Source organism: Embleya sp. NPDC050154 (genome assembly GCF_044460165.1).
In the GTDB taxonomy this organism is placed as follows: domain Bacteria; phylum Actinomycetota; class Actinomycetes; order Streptomycetales; family Streptomycetaceae; genus Embleya.
Window position 1 is genome coordinate 662,724 of the sequence record NZ_JBITJP010000001.1, and the last position, 17,649, is coordinate 680,372.

The 17,649-nt window shown below is 73.7% G+C and carries 8 protein-coding genes; all 8 read right to left on the reverse strand.

Going from position 1 to position 17,649, the window contains the following annotated elements; all coding sequences use genetic code 11:
- Positions 1 to 24: 24 nt before the first annotated feature.
- From ACIBSV_RS03085 to ACIBSV_RS03120, 8 genes are read right to left on the reverse strand one after another with little or no spacing between them, the layout of a single operon-like run.
- Positions 25 to 1,947 carry a N,N-dimethylformamidase beta subunit family domain-containing protein gene (locus ACIBSV_RS03085; protein ID WP_395859152.1) on the reverse strand — a complete coding sequence of 641 codons (1,923 nt, stop codon included), beginning with the start codon at positions 1,945 to 1,947 and terminating at the stop codon, positions 25 to 27.
- The gene (locus tag ACIBSV_RS03090) at positions 1,944 to 3,407 is read right to left on the reverse strand and encodes a condensation domain-containing protein (RefSeq protein WP_395859153.1); all 1,464 of its coding nucleotides are present in this window, start codon (positions 3,405 to 3,407) and stop codon (positions 1,944 to 1,946) included. Before ACIBSV_RS03090 ends, ACIBSV_RS03085 begins: the two co-directional genes overlap by 4 nt.
- A complete protein-coding gene (locus tag ACIBSV_RS03095; protein ID WP_395859154.1) occupies positions 3,400 to 3,666 on the reverse strand; it encodes a phosphopantetheine-binding protein in 267 nt (88 codons plus the stop codon). The genes ACIBSV_RS03090 and ACIBSV_RS03095 overlap by 8 nt, the downstream gene beginning before the upstream one ends.
- Entirely contained in the window at positions 3,663 to 3,881 is a 219-nt protein-coding gene (locus ACIBSV_RS03100) for an MbtH family protein (RefSeq protein WP_395859155.1), read from the reverse strand. Before ACIBSV_RS03100 ends, ACIBSV_RS03095 begins: the two co-directional genes overlap by 4 nt.
- A complete protein-coding gene (locus ACIBSV_RS03105) occupies positions 3,878 to 7,081 on the reverse strand; it encodes an amino acid adenylation domain-containing protein (RefSeq protein ID WP_395859156.1) in 3,204 nt (1,067 codons plus the stop codon). Before ACIBSV_RS03105 ends, ACIBSV_RS03100 begins: the two co-directional genes overlap by 4 nt.
- Positions 7,078 to 8,592: an AMP-binding protein gene (locus tag ACIBSV_RS03110; protein WP_395859157.1), complete on the reverse strand. Its 1,515-nt coding sequence runs from the start codon at positions 8,590 to 8,592 to the stop codon at positions 7,078 to 7,080. Before ACIBSV_RS03110 ends, ACIBSV_RS03105 begins: the two co-directional genes overlap by 4 nt.
- Entirely contained in the window at positions 8,589 to 14,162 is a 5,574-nt protein-coding gene (locus ACIBSV_RS03115; protein WP_395859158.1) for an amino acid adenylation domain-containing protein, read from the reverse strand. Before ACIBSV_RS03115 ends, ACIBSV_RS03110 begins: the two co-directional genes overlap by 4 nt.
- Positions 14,159 to 17,530 carry an amino acid adenylation domain-containing protein gene (locus ACIBSV_RS03120; protein ID WP_395859159.1) on the reverse strand — a complete coding sequence of 1,124 codons (3,372 nt, stop codon included), beginning with the start codon at positions 17,528 to 17,530 and terminating at the stop codon, positions 14,159 to 14,161. Before ACIBSV_RS03120 ends, ACIBSV_RS03115 begins: the two co-directional genes overlap by 4 nt.
- Between the last annotated feature and the right edge of the window lie 119 nt (positions 17,531 to 17,649).

Genomic DNA, 17,649 nt, shown 5'->3' on the forward strand with positions numbered 1-17,649 from the left:
CCGGCGACGAACCGCCCACCTCCTTCACCCGGGCGCGGGCCCGGGCGCAGCCGCCGGCACCGGTACCGCGGCCCGACGTCGCACCCGAGCTCCCGGCGCGGTGGCGATCAAGCTCCCCGCATGACCGGTCAACGCCCGGACCGTGCCCGGTTCCGCCGGCTCCCCGGCCAAGGGGGCGAACCCGGCGCCGCCGGTCACCGGCGGCCTGGTGGCCAGTCGGCCGTTCCGATCGGCCGCGTACAGCCGTCCGTTCATCGCGGTGAGCGCGATCGCGCCGCCCGCCGAGCCGAGCGCGCGCCACGGGGCCCGGACGTCCGGGTCGGTGGGCAACTCGGCGGCGGACACGTGGTGCAGTGTGTCGTCGGCGGATACCGCGAACAGGCCGCCGTCGCACAGCGCGAGCGCGATCGTGTCGGCGGGCAGGCGGGCGACCGGGGTCCACGGCGCCGGCCGGGTGACCGGGGCGCGGCGCAACAGCCGACCGTCGGCCGTGACCGCGTACAGCACCAACGGCAACGGGCCGGACGCCTCGCGCGCCGCGGCCAGCGCCACCACCGATCCGGCGATGCCGATCGCGCGCCACGGCAGGTTCTGCCCGCTGACCTCGCGGCAGACCAGCGCGCCTTCGGTGTCCACCCCGAACAGCACGTCCTCGCAGGCCGCGAGGGCGCGGATGTCGCCGGTGGGCCCGATCACCTCCCACTGTGGTTGCCGGTCGGCGGCCAGTCGGTCGAGCACGTTGCGGGTGACCCGGTCCACCACCGGATCGGCCAGCGCACTGCCCCAGTTGATGGTGCCGGCGTTGAACACCGTGCCCGCGCCCAGCCGGAAGGTGCCCATCACCGCGTCGCCGCCCTGCCCGTAGCGGGCCCAGTGCCGCAGGTCGGCGGTGGCCAGCACGACGAAGGTCGGTGGAGTGCCGTCCCGCCCGGTGGCCCGCGGGACGCCGCGGCTCCAGTCCAGTTCGGCCGCGTCCGTCTCGTAGCCCAGCGCGCCCTGGGCGAACTTGTCGCCGTCGGCCAGCCCGGTGCCCGCGAAGACCCAGTGGTCGGTGAACCGGGCGATGTAGGCCTCCTCCCGGATCACCTTCATGCCCTCGCCCCACGCGCCCGCGCCGCGTCGGAAGCTGAGGCCGGTCATGGTGTTCTCCGGCCGGTTGACCGGCGCGCTGGACCACTCGACGGTGACCCGCTCGGGATCGATCGCCGACATCGGGTCGGCGACCGCGTCGCGATGGCACACCATGGTGCGGCCGCCGTCCTCCAGGCGCATCTGCCACCACGCCGTGTTCCCGGCGAAGATCGCCAGGTTGCCGCCGCCGCGGACGAAGTCCTCGACGGTGTCCCGCTGTTCCCGCGACCAGTACTCGTCGTGCCCGTTGATCACCAACAGCCGGTAGTGGGAGAGCAATTCGTCGCCGCCATGCAGGTCCAGGCCGGAGCAGAACTCGACCGGCCGGCCGGTCGCGCGCAGCCAGCGCAGCAGTCCCTCCTCCCAGCGTTCCGGCGGTGGTCCGCCGCCGGGCCGGTCGAAGCCGACCCGTGCGGCGCGGTCCGGCTGTTCGGCGTAGTACAGGCCCTGCCCGGGCACGCCGGAGCGGTTGTACGCCTGCCAGGTGGCGAACGGCACCGACACCAGGATCGGCGCGCCCGCCCCCGGCCGCGCCGCGCGCACCACGAACCAGGCCTCGTGGTCCAGGGGTTCGACACCGGCGAGCGGGGTGCCGTCGTCGAACACGGCCCGATAGAGCGAGCTGGGCCAGTCGTCCGGGATCTCCAACTCCCACATTCCACCGTCGACCCGGGCGTGCGCGAGCACCCGCTCGGTGGTCGCGTCCACGACGGTGACCTCGCCGCGGACCTCGCCCCCGTCGGTGCGGGCGAGGTGGAAGCGCAGCCGGCCGCCCGCGACCACGGACGTCGCGCCGGCGTACGCCAGGATGCTCATGCGACCGGCTCCGCCACACGCTCCGCGAAGCCGGTCAACGCGCCGATCGGCAGCTCCCGCCCACCCGCCGCGCGGACCAACAGGTCCTCCAGCGCCACCAGATGCGCCTCCAGCGCGTGCACCGGCAGGTACGCCGTGTCCCCGGTGACGCTGACCACCAGCGCGTCGCCCTCGGCGACCACGTGCATGCAGTACCGGCACGCGATGAACTCGTGGCCGCCGGCCGGTTCGACCCGGCTGTGGGTGCGCGCCGCGTCCAGTTCGGCGGTGGTGGGCGCGGGTCCGGCCGCGGGCGGCCGATCCACCAGGCGCATGTCGTTGAAACAGCAGAACGGCCGGATCGGGGTCCCGCGTTCGGCCGCGATCCGATGCATCAGCTCGTTCCACCGGTCCGGGTCGTAGCCGGCGCTGCGGTACGCGCGCAGCGAGGCCTGCCACGCGGCGGGCAACAGGTCGGTGAAGCGCGCGGCCGGGTCCAGGTCCAGGACGAACAGGCCCTCCTGGGACAGGGTGGCGACCAGGTCGCGGCTGTCCGCGCGGAACCGGTTGGCCACGATCGGCAACATCACCGCGGTGTCCCGCCCGCCCGCGCGCGCGGCCAACACGGCGGCGCCCGCGAGCAGTACGGCGGATGGGCTGATCCGATGGCGCACCGCGACCGCGTCGGTGGCCCTGGCCAGCGCCGCGGACACCAGGCGCACGGTGCGAAAGCGCGGCGCGGCGGGTTCGGCGATCACGTCGGCGAACACCGTCGGCGCGATCCGCCGGTAGTGCGTCTCCCAGTGCGCCAGCGCCGATTCGCCGCGGCGCAGGCCGATCGTCGAGGACTGTTCGTGGGCCAGGTCCAGCGGTCCGGCCGAGGTCGGGCCGCCGGCCGAACCGCGCCGGATCAGCAGCCGCAGGTCGCGCACCAGCACCTCGACGCCGTGCCCGTCGGTCGCCACATGGCACAGCGCGAGCGCCACATAGCGCACTCGGCCGTCGTGCACGATCAGACCGACCCGGATCGGCCAGGCGCCGAAGTAGTCGAAGCGGGTCGCCCCCAGCCGCTCGGCCACGGCCGCCGCGACGGTGTCGGCGTCCTCCAGCAGCGCCGCCTCGATCACCTCCACGGACAGCGCGCCCACCGGGTGCCGCACCTGCCGGGGTTCGCCGTCGGTGGCCACCAGCCGGGTCCGCAACGCGTCGTGCCGCTCCATCAACCGACCCAGCGCGGCACTCGCCCGGGCGACGTCCACCGGTCGACCACGATCGGCGATCGGGAGTACCCGGGTCATGTTGAAGTAGTGGTCGCTGGGTGCGGTCCGCCGGATGGCCTGCCAGATCGCCCGCTGACCCCACGTCAGCGGCGCCTCGACCGGGCCGTCGGCCGCGACCGCGAACGGCGCCGACACCCGATCGGCGCTCGCGACCGGATCCCCGCCCGCGACCCGGGATCTCGGCGCGCCGGTGTCAACCATCACCCACCGCCGCGCCGTTTCGGGCCAATCGCTCCACCAGAGTGTCCAAGTCCTCGACGAAGTCGAGGTCCGCGTCCAGGTCGAAGAACACGTCGAACTCGCCCTCCAGCGCGTCGATCAGCCGCAGGAAGGTCAGCGAGCTGACCCCCGCCGCGGTCAACGAGCCCTCGTTGTCCAGCACTTCGCGCGCGCTGACCTCGCCGCCGCTGACCTCGGCGATCAGCGCGGCCACCCGCTCGCGCAGCGCCCCCGCGCTCACGCCGCGTCCCCGGCCAGGCGCCGGCGCAGGCTCAGCGGGCGGATGTCCGGCCAGACCCGGTCGATGTGCGCCGAGCACTCCTCACGGGTGCCGACGAATCCGGTGGGCACCCACCCGGCCGGCGGATCGGTGCGCAGCGGCCACAGCGAGTGCTGCTCCTCGTCGTTGACGACCACGCGGTACTGGCCCTCGGGGCTTGCGGTGTCGGTGCTCATCGCTGCTGCTCCTGGAGTTCGCGGATGGCGTCCGTGACGCCGGTGACGGTCGGGGTGTCGAAGAAGACGTCGAGCGGGACCTCGACGCCGAGCCGCTTGCGGATGCGCGCGGCGATCCGGGTGATGGTCAGCGAGTGGCCGCCGAGGTCGAACAGGTCCTCGTCCACGCCGATGTCGTCCAGGCGCAGCACCTCGGCCCAGATCGCCCGGACGGTTTCGGTGACCTCGTCGGCGGGCGCGCCCGGGGTGCCCGCGGGATCGGCGGGGTCGATCGGCTCGGGCCGGGCCAGGACCGGCTCGGGCAGCCGGGCGCGGTCGAGCTTGCCGTTCGGGGTGAGCGGGAAGGCGTCCAGCACGAGGAAGGTGTTGGGCACCATCGCGGGCGGCAGGGTATGGGCGAGGTGGGTGCGCAACCGGTCCGACGCCACCGGGGGACGGCCGGGCTCGGGCACCACGTAGCCGACCAGGCGGGCGTGTTCGCCGTCCGCGTCCAGCAGCCGGACCGCGGCTTGGGCGATGTCCGGGTGCGCGGCGAGCAGGGTCTCGATCTCGCCCAGTTCGATCCGGTGCCCGCGCAATTTGACCTGGGCGTCCGTGCGCCCGACGTAGTCCAGTCCGCCGCCGGGCGCGTGGCGGACCAGGTCGCCGGTGCGGTAGAGCCGGCTGCCGGGCGGCCCGAAGGGGTCGGCCACGAACCGCTCGGCGGTCAGCCCGGGGCGGCCCAAGTAGCCGTGCGCGACGCCGTAGCCACCGAGGAACAGCTCGCCCGCCAGACCCTCGGGGACCGGATGCAGCCGGGCGTCGAGCACGTACGCGCGGGTGTTGGCCAACGGGAGGCCGATTCCGGGCGGCGCGTCACCGGCCGACTCGGCGTAGGTGGACCACACCGTGGTCTCGGTGGGGCCGTAGACGTTGATCAACCGGCCCACCACACCCCGCAGTTCGGTGGCCAGCGGGGCGGGCAGCGCCTCGCCGCCGGTGATCGCGGTCAGCCCGGGGCGGTGCAGCCCGGCCGCGAGCAGCACCCGCCAGCCGCTGGGCGTGGCCTGCACGTGGGTGATCGCGTAGCGCTCCAGCAGGGCCAGTTGCGCGGGGCCGTCGCGGTGTCGGTCGTCGGCCACCAGCACCACGCGCGCGCCGGTGATCAGCGGCAGCAGCAGTTCGACGGTGGAGATGTCGAAGGACAGCGAGGTCAGTCCGAGCCAGCGGTCCGCGGAGGTGGCGCCGAGCCGGTCGCGCATGGTCGCCAGCAGGTTGGCCAGGGCGTGGTGCGGGACCTCGACGCCCTTGGGCCGGCCGGTGGAGCCGGAGGTGTAGATGACGTAGGCGGGGTCGCCCGGTTCGGGGCGGGTCGGCGGTTCGACCGGGCTGCCGGGTTCGGGGCCGAACCGGTCGGGGCCGTACAGATCGGGCCCGGTCAGCGTCGGGACGTCGGAGGGGGTACCGGCCGGTCGCGCGCCGTCTTCGGTGACGAGCGCCGCCACGCGCGCGTCGGTGCGGATGAAGGCGAGCCGTTCGGCGGGGTAGCCGGGGTCCAGCGGCAGGTAGGCGGCGCCGGCGGCGAGCACGCCGAGCACGGCGGCGACCTGTTCGCCGGTGCGCGGCAGTTCGATGCCGACCAGGTCGCCCGCGCCGATCCCCGCAGCGCGCAGCCGGTCGGCGAACACGTAGGCGGCCGAGGCCACCTGACGGTAGGTCAGGAACCGTCCCGCGCACACCACGGCGACCGTGTCCGGGGCGGCCGAGGCCCGTGCGGCGAACAGGTCGACGACGGTGTCCCGGGCCGGGTAGGGCGTGTCGGTGGCGTTGTCCGCGTGCAGGACGCGGACCAGTTCGCCCTCGGGCAGCAGCGGCAGGTCGCCGATCGGCAACTCGGGGTCGGCCAGCGCGGTGGTGAGCAGGGTGGTGAAGTGACCGGGGATGCGCGCGGCCACGCCCGGCGCGAACGCGTCGGTGGGGACGTGCAGCGCGCCGTCGATGCGATCGCGGCCCTCGACCAGTTGCAGATGCGCGGTGTTGCGCGCGGTCGGCGGCAGCACGATCCACTCGACCCGCACCTCGACGCCGGGGAAGACCGGTTCGATCGCGCGGGTGCGCCGCCGGTAGCTGACGGTCAGCTCGGTCAACGCGGTCCTGGGGCCGAGCCCGCGCACGGTGTGGCTGTAGGGCACGTCCCGGAAGGCGTACAGGGCGCGCAGTTCCGCGCGCAGTTCGCGGGCGAACGCGCCGAATTCCTGCTCGGCGCCCGGTCGTGAGGAGACCGGGAGTTCGTTCACGAACAGACCCACCCGGCGGATGTCGGCCGGGGCACGGGTGGACAGTTCCACCGCGGTGCGCACGCGTGGGTTGCCGTAGCGGAACAGCAGCGCGTGCCAGGCCGCGAGCAGCAGTTCGAAGTGGGTGACGCGGAGCCGTAGCGCGGCCTCCTCCAGCGCGGCGACCGATCGGGGCCCCAGGGTGAACGGCACCGTGACGCCGGGCGCGGGTTCGCAGCCCGTGCGGGTGGTGGGCAGCAGGCCGGGCAGCACGGCCCGGCCCGGCTCCTCGCGGTGCCGGGCCCACACGGCGGTGGAGTCCGTCTCGGGTCCGGTCGGCGCCGCGCCGGCGGCCTCGATCGTTTCCGCGAGCGCGCGTGCGTCGACCGCCGTGCCGGCCGCGGCCGTGCCGTCCCGGGCCGCGCGATAGGCCCGGGCCAGGCCCGCCACCACGATTTCCTTGGACGTCCCGTCGAAGACCACGTGATGCGCGATCACCACCAGCGTGTGCCGGTCGGGGGCGAGGGAGAACAGCGTGAAGCGCGCGAGCGGTCCGGCGTACAGGTCGAAGGGCGCGGCGAGTTCGGCGCGGATCAGCGCGTCGATCGTGGCGTCGTCGGCGGGCGCGCGCCGCATCGGCGCGGGCGTGGCAGGCACCAGACCGGGCGTGCCGTCGGCCTCGCCGACCGCCGACGCCAGGACCGGGTACCGGGCGACGGTGGCCGCGCACGCCGTTTCCAGTGCGGCCACGTCCAGCGGGCCGTCGAAGCGCAGCAGTACCGAGAGGTGGTAGGCGGACTCGGCGGGCAGCGTGCGCTCGGTGACCCACACGCCCAACTGGGCGGCGGAAAGCGGCACGAAGGGCAGGGATGCGGCGAGCGGTGCGGTGGTTCGCGCGCCTTCGCCCTCGGTGGTCGGAGGTATCTGATCGTTCGTCACAGTCATGGTCGGACCTCGTCGTCCAGGAGCCGGCGCAGCTCACGCTTGAGGATCTTGCCGCCCTCGTTGCGCGGCAGGGATTCCCGGAACAGCACGAGTCCGGGAAGTTCGTGTGCGGCGAGGCGCTCCATCAGGAACACCCGCAGCTCGGTGGCGGTCAGATCGCCCCGGGGCACCACCGCGGCCGCGACGGTCGTCCCGAGCACGGGATGCGGGACGCCGAAGGCGGCGGCGTCGATCACCCCCGGGTGTTCGTGCAGGGCGTCCTCGACCTGCAACGTGGACACTTTGTACGCGCCGGACTTGATCACGTCCCGCTCGCGATCGACCAGGTACAGGAAACCGTCCGCGTCCAGGTAGCCGAGGTCGCCCATGCGCACCCAACGCCCGGAGAAGACCGCGGGATCGTTGTCCTCGCCGTAGTAGGAGCGCGGTGTGGTCGGCGAGCGCAGCCACACCTCGCCGGTCTCGCCGACCGGCAATACCCGGCCCGCGTCGTCGGTCACCCGCAGGTCGCGCAGCGACGCGGGTCGCCCGGGCGAGTCGGGGTGTTCGGGGTCGAAGAGCATCGTGGTCTGCGCGGGCGCTGCCTCGGTGGAGGTGTAGTAGTTCACGATCTGGGCCTGCGGGAACAGTCGCGACAGACCCAGCGCGACGCTCTGCGGCAGTGCGGCGGCGGTGGAGCCGAGCAGGCGGACCCCGGAGAGGTCGTAGCGCCGCACGGCGTCCGTACCGAGCAACTCGATCGCCATCGCCGGGACCACGAACACGCTGCCCACCGCGTGCCGTTCGATCAGTCGGGCGAAGTGGCCGGGGGTGAAGCGCGGTGCGGCGATCGCGGTCGCCTTGGCGTCCAGCGCGTTGATCAGCATGGTCTGCCCGGCGTTGGTGCCGACCGGGAAGGCGTGCAGGAAGTGCGCCGAGTGGCCCAGCGGGCGGCGCCGCGCGTCCAGCGTGCAGCCGTGCGCGAGGTTGGCGTGGGTGGCGGCCACGCCCTTGGGGGTGCCGGTGGTGCCGGAGGTGTACAGGATCTGCGCGAGGTCGCCGGGCGCGGGCGCCGGGAGTTCGCTGCCGGGGTAGGTCTCGATGTCCTCGACCGGCGCGGTCCAGGCTCCGGTGCCGGCGTCGGGCGGGGTCAGTTGCGCGCGGTGCAGCACGGCGGAGGCCCCGCTGTGTCGCAGCAGGTGTCGCACCTCGGCGGGCGCGAGGCGATCCGACATCGGTACCGCGATCGCGCCGGCCCGCTGTACGCCCAGGTAGGCGGTGGCGTAGTCGATCCAATCGCCGTTGCCGTACAGCAGCGCGACCCGGTCGCCTGCGGCGACGCCGCGGGTGCTCAGCCCGGCGGCGACCGCGTCGGCGCGTTCGTGCCAGGAGCCGAAGGTCAACTTCTCCCGGCCGCTGAGGATCGCCGGGCGCTCCGCTTCCAGCTCGGCGCGGTGGGCGAGCAGCGCGGACAGGCTCTCCGGGGCCCGGCGCGCGGCCGGGACCGGGCGCGGGCGGGTGCTGGTGCTCATCTCGACACCTCCGCGAGAGCGGGCGCGGATTCGGCGGCCTTGGCCCGGAGCCGGCGTTCGCGTTCCTGGATGCCGACCTCGTCGTCGGGCGGCGCGTCCGGCACGTCCCGGTCGAATCGGGCCAGCACCGGCAGGCGTAGACCGATCACCACCATCGCGACCATCGCGGCGCCGAACACCAGGTACAGCAGACCGATGCCGCGGCCCTCGCCATGCCCGATCACGGTGCCGACGGAGCCGGCGAGCGGTCCGTCGTCGGCCATCAACGGCTCGAACAGCCTGGCGCCCAGCGGGGCGATGATGCCGTGTCCGATCGGCAGGGTGGACCACGCGACGAGCGTGTTGAGCGCGAACACCCGGCCGTGGAAGCGTTGCGGCACCTTGACCTGGACGATCGTCGTGTAGACGCCGTTGACCAGGGACAGCGCGCAGGACATCCCGAACGCGCCGATCCCCACCACCCACAGGCTCGCGTGCAGCCCGGTGAACGCGGACGCGCAGGCCAACCCGGCCGCCAGCCACAACATGCCGCGCAGTCGTTGCCGGCGCGGGCCGCCCCAGAAGCCCATCGTGATGCCGCCGACGATCACCCCGGCGCCGGCCGCCATCGACACGCGTGCGGCGCCGCCGAGCGAGTCGAAGGACAACACCAGCGGCGTGGTCAGTAGGAACAGCGGGGACAGGAACAGGTTCAGTACGGCGAACCACAACAACATGGCCCGAAAGCCCCGGTGTCGCCAGGAGTAGGTGAAGCCGTGTTTGATCTCGGCGGTGAGCGACTCGCGTCGACGCCAGGGCAGCGTGCGCGGGAACCGAACGCACGTGATGATGGTGATCGCGACCGCGTAGCTGACCACGTCCAGGATCAGGATGCCGCGCAGGCCGATCCCGGCCATCAGCCCCACGGCGACCAGCGGCACCACGAACTGGGCGACCCCGCCCGCCATTTGCACGATGCCGTTGGCGTGGCCGAGGTACTGCTTGGGCACCAGTTGCGGCACCGCCGAGGCGTAGGCCAGGCGCTGGAAGGTGAGTGCCATCGACAACGAGCCGAGCAACACGTAGATGTGCCACGGGTGCAGGTTTCCCGTGGTCAGCAACAGCAACAGGGCGCCCTGGGTGCCGCCGGCGGCCACATCGCCGGCGAGCATCACCTTGCGTCGGTCCAGCCGGTCCACGATGGCGCCGGCCAGGGGTCCGATCAGGATTCCGGGCAGCATGCCGATGACCGCGTACAGCGCGAACCGGCCCATCGAGCCGGTCTCCAGGTAGATCCAGATCGGCAACGCGAACTCGGTCAGCGCCGAGCCGGTGATGGACACCAGTTGGCTGAACGCCACCAGCAGGAACCGGCCCATCCCGGGCTGGGGTTCACGCGTGGCGGAGTCCTTGGGCCGGTCGGGCCCGCGGGGTGGTCCGGCGGCGCCGTGGAACCACCAGGGCCCGTCCGCCTCGCGGGTGGGCAGCGCGTCGGTGTCCTGGGCGATCAGCGCCGGATGCACGCGGGTGATCACCTCGGCCAGGTCGTTCGCGCGGTGCTTGAGGAAGAAGTGGCCGGCCTCGTCGAGCATCACCAGCGCCACCCGATCGGCGATGGCGCACCACTCGCGGAAGCGTTCCTGGTGGAAGTCGGCGGCCGGGTCGCGGTCGCCCATCACGGACACGATCGGGGCGCGCAGTCGGGGCCGGTCGTCGGACAGCGCCTCGGTGAAGTACTCCTCGGCGGCCACCGAGTCCCGGCGCATGTTGCCGATGATGAACTTCATCTGGTCGGCGTCCAGGTCCGCCATGTCGGCGCCCATCGAGGTCAGCCAGTTGACGTAGACCCGGTCGCCGAGCAGTGGTTCGAGCGCGGCCACCTTGCTCAGCGCGCTCAGCACGCGGCTGCGCGGGCGCGCGAAGGGGAACTGTGCGCCGATGTAAACCGCGTCCAACTCGCGTCCCGCCGCCTCTAGTTGACGAGCAACCGCGACGATCAGCGCGCTGCCGACGCCGCAGTGGCCGTACAGCGCGATCGGCCCCTCCACCCGCTCCTGGATCTCGGCGACGATCCCGGTGGCGAGCTCGTCGAAGGGGAGCCGCTCCTGGGTGACGCCGACGTCGTGTCCGGGGATCGCCACCGACCACAGGTCGTGGGTGTCCGGCAGCGCGTCGGCGAGCGGTTGGTACACCACGGCACTGCCCCCGCCGTATGGCACGCAGACCACGGACAGGGTGCGGTGCCCGTTCGGTACGGGGTTGCCAAGCCGGTACAGCAGCCGGGCCGGGCCGCGTTCGGCCTCGGAGAGGGTGGACAGTGCGGCGATCTCGCGGATCGTCTTGTGCGTGAAGACGTCCATCACGCTGACCGCCCGGCCGCCGATCTCCGGGAGTTGCCGGCGGGCGCGCGCGACCACCTGGGTGGCGAGCAGCGAGTGGCCGCCCAGGTCGAAGAAGTCGTCGTCGACGCCGACCTCGGGCAGCGCGAGCACATCGCACCAGATCCCGGCGAACAGCAGCTCGGCCGGTGTGGTGGGCGGTGCGTCGGCGGCGCCCTTGGAGCGGCGGGCCGCCGGCGCCGGCAGCGCCTTGCGGTCCAGCTTGCCGCTGGGAGTGAGCGGCAGCGCGGGCAGCGCGACGAACGCGGCGGGCACCATGTAGTCGGGCAGGATGCGCTTGAGCGCGTCCCGCGCGGCCTCGGCGTCGAACCCGGCGTCGGTCTCGACGGTCTCGAACCGGGTGGCGTCCGGTTCGGCCGGATCGTGGGCCGGGACCACGTAGGCGGTGATGCGCTTGTCCCCGGGGGTGTCCTCGCGCACCACCACCGCGGCCTCGTCGATCCCGTCCCGGGCCCGCAACGCGACCTCGATCTCGCCGAGTTCGATCCGCAGCCCGCGCAACTTGACCTGTCCGTCGAGCCGGCCGAGGAAGCCGAGGGTGCCGTCCGGGCGCCACCGGACCAGGTCGCCGGTGCGATACAGGCGGGCGCCGGGCGGGCCGAAGGGGTCGGGCACGAACCGCTCGCCGGTCAGCCCGGGGCGGCGGTGGTAGCCCAGCGCGACCTGCACCCCGCCCAGGTACAACTCGCCGGGCGTACCCAGTGGCGCGGGCCGCATCGCGTCGTCGAGCACGTACACCCGGGTGTTGTGGATCGGTGCCCCGATCGGCACGGTGGTGACCGGCCCCGCGCACTCCCACGCGGTGACGTCGACGGCGGCCTCGGTGGGCCCGTACAGGTTGGCCAGCGCGCAGTCCGGCAGCCGCTCGCGGAACGTCCGCACGGCGTCCGGCGGCAGTTCCTCGCCGCTGCACACCACACGCCGCAGGGACGCGCAGCGTTCGACGTTCTCCTCGGCCAGGAACACGCTCAACATCGCGGGCACGAAATGCGCCAGGGTGACGCCCTGTTCGGTGATCACGTCGCGCAGGTAGGCGGCGTCCTTGTGGCCGCCGGGGCGGGCCAGGACCAGGCGGGCGCCGGTGGTCAGCGGCCAGAAGAACTCCCACACCGACACGTCGAAGCTCGCCGGCGTCTTCTGCAGCACCGCGTCGGCGGCGGTGAGCCGGTAGGTGTCCTGCATCCATGTGACGCGGTTGACGATGCCGCGATGGGTGTTCGGCACGCCCTTGGGCCGGCCGGTGGAGCCGGAGGTGTAGATCAGGTACGCGACATCGTCGGGCGCGGGCGCGACGTCGGCGAGTTCGCCGGGCGCGGGGGCGGGCCAGTCCGCGAGGTCGTCCACGGGCAGCACGCGTGCGGTGCAGTCGGCGGGCACCGGCAGGCGTCGGTGGGTGAGCAGTACCCGGGCGCCCGAGTCGGCGAGCATGAACGCGAGTCGCTCGGCCGGGTATTCCGGGTCCAGCGGGGTGTACCCGGCGCCGACCCGGAGCACGCCGAGCAGGGCGGCCACCAACTCGGGGGAGCGCTCGGCGCTGACCGCGACCAGGTCGCCGACCCGCACGCCCTCGGCCCGCAGTCGGTGCGCCACCCGGTCGGCGGCGGCGTCGAGTTCGCGATAGGTCCAGGCGCGCCCGTCCAGTGTGACCGCGACGGCCTGCGGGGTGCGGGCGATCTGCGCGGCGATCAGGCTCGGCAGGGTGGCGTCGGCAGGCACCGGCGCGGTGGTGTCGTTCCACCGGGTCAGCATCGACTCGCGCTCGTCCGGGTCCAGGCCGTCGAGGGTGGACACCGGGACGTCCGGCCGGTCGGCCAGCACCGCGAGCAGCCGGCCCAGGTGGCGGCCCAGGCGCGCGATGGCGGCCTCGTCGAACAGGTCGGTGTTGTAGTTGAACGCGCCGCGCAGCCCGTCCGGCCACTCCATCAGGAACAGTTCCAGGTCGAACCGGGTGCCCCCGGCCTGAATGCCGAACGGCTCGGTGGTGAGCGCGCGTTCGGGTTCGGCGGCGTTCGCGGTTGCGTAGTTCTGTACGGCCAGCACCGCCTGGAACACCGGTGAGCGGGTCACGTCGCGCTCAACGTTCAGCTCGGTGACCAACTGCGCGAACGGCAACTCCTGGTGTGCGTAAGCCTCCAGGCAGGTCTCCCGGGTGCGGTCCAGAAGTTCGGCGAAGGTCGGGTCGCCGTCGGTGCGGGCGCGCAGCGCGAGCACGTTGACGAACATCCCGACCAGGTCCTCGACCTCGGGGTGCGGCCGACCGGCGACCGGGGAGCCGACCGCGAAGGCGCGCTGTCCGCTGTGCCGGGCGAGTACGAGTTGGAAGGCGGCGAGCAACACCATGTACAGCGTCGCGCCGCGCTCGCGGGCCAGCGCGCCGAGCCGGTCCAGCAGTTCGCGATCGACCTCGAATCCGTATCCGGCACCGTCGAAGGTCTGTCGGGCCGGTCTGGGTCCGCGCGTGGGCAGTTCGAGCGGTTCGACGCCGGCCAGTTCGGTCCGCCAGTACGCGGTCTCGCGCGCGAGTGCCTCGCCGGTCAGCCGCTCGCGTTGCCAGATCGCGAAGTCGCCGTAGGAGACCGCGGGTTCGCCGAGCGGTGCGGAGGTGCCCGAGGTGTGCGCGGCGTAGCCGGCGAGCACGTCGCGGATCATGACCTCGCTGGACCAGCCGTCGCTGACGCTGTGGTGCACGGTCAGCAGCAGTACGTGGTCCCGCGGCGCCAATCGGATCAGCAGGGCCCGGAACAGCGGGCCCTCGGCCAGGTCGAACGGCACCGCGATGGCGGCGGTGACCAGCAGGAGCGCCTGCTCCTCGTCGGCCGCCTCGACGCGGGTGAGCGGGACCGGCGCGGGCTCGGCGATGTCCAGGTGCGGCTGCCCGTCCTCGTCCACCACGTAGCGCGAACGCAGCGTCTCGTGCCGGGCGGCCAGGTCGGTCAGCGCCCGGCCGAGCGCGTCGGTCTGCAACGCACCGCGCAGGCGGCGCGCGATCGGAATCGTGTAGGCCACCGTTCCGGGCGCGAACTGCTCCATGAACCAGAGGCGTTCCTGGGCGTAGGACAGCGGGGGGACGGTGCCTTCCGGGCGGCGCGGGATGACCGGACCGGAGTCGGCGCGTCTGCGCAGCCGCCGCTCCAGGAGTTCGCGTTTGGTCGCGGAGAGCGTGGTCGCGCGTGTCGGGGATTCCGTGCTCATGGCTGCGGACGGTTCCTCTCGCCGGTGAGCAGCCGCTCGGCGGTGTCGTCGTCCAGGGCCTCCAGGTCGGCGACCAGGAGGTCTTCGACGGCCGCGGCGAACCCGGCGAGGGTGCGGTGGGTGAACAGCGTGCGCAGCGGCACGGTGAGGTCTGCGGTGGCGGCGATCCGGGCGACCACGCGGGTGGCCAGCAGGGAGTGGCCGCCGAGATCGAAGAAGTCGTCGAGGGCGCCCGCCTTGTCCAGCCCGAGCACCTCGATCCAGATCTCGGCGACCAGTTCCTCGGCGGCGGTGCGCGGTGCGAGGTAGCCGTGCGCCTGGTCGGCGCGGCGGTCGGGGGCGGGCAGCGCGCGGTGGTCGAGCTTGCCGTTGGGGGTCAGTGGCAGCCGGTCCAGCCGGACCAGCGCGTCGGGGACCAGATGCGCGGGGAGCCGGCCGGCCAGGTCGGCGCGCAGTTCGGGTACGGACAGGCCGGCGGTGGTGACGACATAGCCCACCAGGGCCTGCTCGCGAGCGACGACCGCGGCCTGGACCACGCCGGGGCGGGCGAGCAGGGCGGCCTCCACCTCGCCCGGCTCGACCCGGTGGCCGCGCACCTTGACCTGCGCGTCCAGTCGGCCGAGGAACTCCAACTGCCCGTCCGGGCGCAGCCGGACCCGGTCGCCGGTGCGGTAGCGGCGGGCGCCGGGCGGCCCGTCGGGGTCGGGCCCGAAGCAGGCTGCGGTGGCGGCGGGGCGGCCCAGGTAGCCGTGCGCGACGCCGGCGCCGCCGATCAGCAGTTCGCCGGCCACGCCCGGCGGGACCGGGTTGCCGTGCGGGTCGGCGACGACCAGGTGCGTGTCGCCGATGGGGGTGCCGATCGGCGGCCGGCGGTCGGTGTCCGCGGGGCCCAGGTCCGCGGTGGTCGCGATGATCGTGGTCTCGGTGGGCCCGTAGGAGTTGACGAGGCGCACCCGATCGCCGAACCGGGCGCGCCAGGTCGCCACGGCGCCGGGCCGGACCTGGTCGGCGCCGAGGATGAGCAGGCGCAGCGCGGCCGGCCAGGCGATGGTGTCGGCGCCGGTCTCGACGAGTTCGTGCCAGTAGGGCGTGGGCAGGTCGAGCACGGTCACGTCGTTCGCGCCGCCCTCGGCGAGCACGTCGGGCAGCGTGGCGTCCGGGTCGGGCAGCACCAGGGTGGCGCCGGCGGCCAGGCACGGGTAGAGCTCCTCGGCGTGCGTGTCGAAGCTGAGCGAGGCGCTGTGCAACACCCGGTCGTCGGCGCGGATGTGATAGCCGCGCCGCATCCACCGGACCCGGGTGGCGAGCGCGCCGTGCGGGACCAGGACGCCCTTGGGCGTACCGGTGGAGCCGGAAGTGTAGATCACGTACGCGGGGTGCTCCGGTGCGATCTCGACCGGCTCGGCGGGCGTCCCGGTGTTCGCGGTGTGCGTGGGTGCGACGGTCGCGTGCTCGGCCGGGTCGGAGGACGTCGTGGTGTGCGTGGGTGCGAGCGCGTGCTCGGCCCGGTCGGCGAGCGCCTCGCCGTCCGTGGCGTCCATGCGTACGACCCTCACGTCCTCCGGCAGCCCGTCGGCGTGCGCGCCGTCCGTGATCACGACCCGGGTTCCGCTGTCGGCGAGCATGAACTCCAACCGGGCGGCCGGGTATCGGGGGTCCATGGGGAGGTACGCCGCGCCCGCGTGCCACGCGGCGAGCAGGGCCACGATCGCGTCCGGGCCGCGCGGGCACAGCACGCCCACCAGCGCACCGGGGCGCACGCCGACGGCGCGCAGTCGGGTGGCCAATGTGCGTACGCGCCGGTCGAGTTCGCGGTAGGTGACGGTCCCGTCGGGGGTGCGCAGGGCGATCCGGTCGCCGGGTACACGGGCGATGGCGGCGGGCACCGGCTCGACGGGCTCGACGGGGCCGCTCGCCGGGGCGGGGTGCGGGCGCAGTTCGCGCAGCCGCGTGCGGTCCGGTGCGGTGAGCAGCGGCAGCAGGTGTACGGGCGTGTCCGGGTCGGCGAGCGCGCCGCGCAGCAGGATCTCCAGGCGCTCGGCAAGATCGGCCACGCTCGACGCGTCGAACAGCGCGGTGCGGTAGCCGAACACGGCGATCAAGTCGTCGCCGTCGCGCCGGATGTCCAGCGAGAGGTCGAACTTGGCGGCCCGATGCCCGCCGTCCTCCTCCGCCGAGGTCAGGTCGGCGAAGCGGTGCGCGGGTCCGGTGTCCTGGTCCTGGGTGTGCACGGTCAGCAGGGTCTGGAACAGTGGCGCCGGGGCGGCCGGATCGCGGTCCACCCGCAGTTCGGCGAGAAGTTGTTCGAACGGGATGCGGTCGTGCCCGTAGGCGCCGAGCGCCGTCTTGCGGGTGCGCCGCAGGAGTTCGCCGAAGGTCGGCTCGCCGCGCAGGTCGGCGCGCAGGACCAGGGTGTTGGAGAAGTAGCCGATCGGTTCCTCGTGTTCGACCTCGCCGCGTCCGGCGATCGGCGCGCCGACGGCGAAGTCGCGCTGCCCGCCGTGGCGATGCAGCAGGGCCTGGTAGCCGGCGAGCAGGATCATGAACGGGGTGCACCGTCGGGTGCGGGCGACGGTGTCCAGGAGCGGGCCGATGCCGGCGACGCGGCGGGTGTGGAAGTCGGCGGCGGAACCGGTGTCGGCGGTACGCGGTCGGTCCGACGGCAGTTCGAGCGCGGGCAGGTCGGCCAGTTGTCGGCGCCAGTAGTCGATCGCCCGGTCGGTGTCCGGGTCGGCCTCGCGCTGGCGGGCGGCGTACTCGGCGTAGGAGGGCAGCGGCGCGAACACCGGGTCCACGCCGTCGCGGTGCGCGCTGTAGCGCAGTTCGAGTTCGCGGCGGAGCAGGTTGAGCGACCAGCCGTCGGCCAGGATGTGGTGCAGCACCACGCACAGCACGTGTCGGGTCGCGCCGAGCCGGATCAGGGTCACCCGCAGCGGTGGAGCGAGCGCGAGGTCGAAGCCCGCGTTGACCCGCGCGGCGAGTACCCGGTCCAGGGACCGGTCGGCGCCCGGGCCGCTCAGGTCGACGGTCTCGATCGGCACGGGGCCGGGGGGTTCGATCACCGCGACCGGGCGGCCTTGATCGTCGGGGAATCGGGTGCGCAGCGCGTCGTGTCGGGCGACGACGCCGTCGAACGCGGCGCGCAGCGCGTCCGGCCGGAGCGGACCGGTGAGCCGCAGCACCCACGGGATGTTGTAGGCGGCGTCGCCGGGCTCGAACCGATCGAGGAACCACAGCCGTTCCTGGCCGAAGGACAACACCCCGGCGCGCGGCCGGCCGGATGTGCGGGCGGACGCGGTCGACGCGATCCGCTCCGGGTGCCCGGTCGGCTCGATCCGCGCCCGGGAAAGCGTTCGTTCGTCGTCCATCTCGACCCCCTCGCCGGCATCGCCCCAGGGACGTGCGGCGCCGACCGAACGGCCGTCCCGTCATCCCGTTTCCGGGGCCCGACGCGGGCGTCGTGCCCCGGCACGGCGGCGCGTCGGAC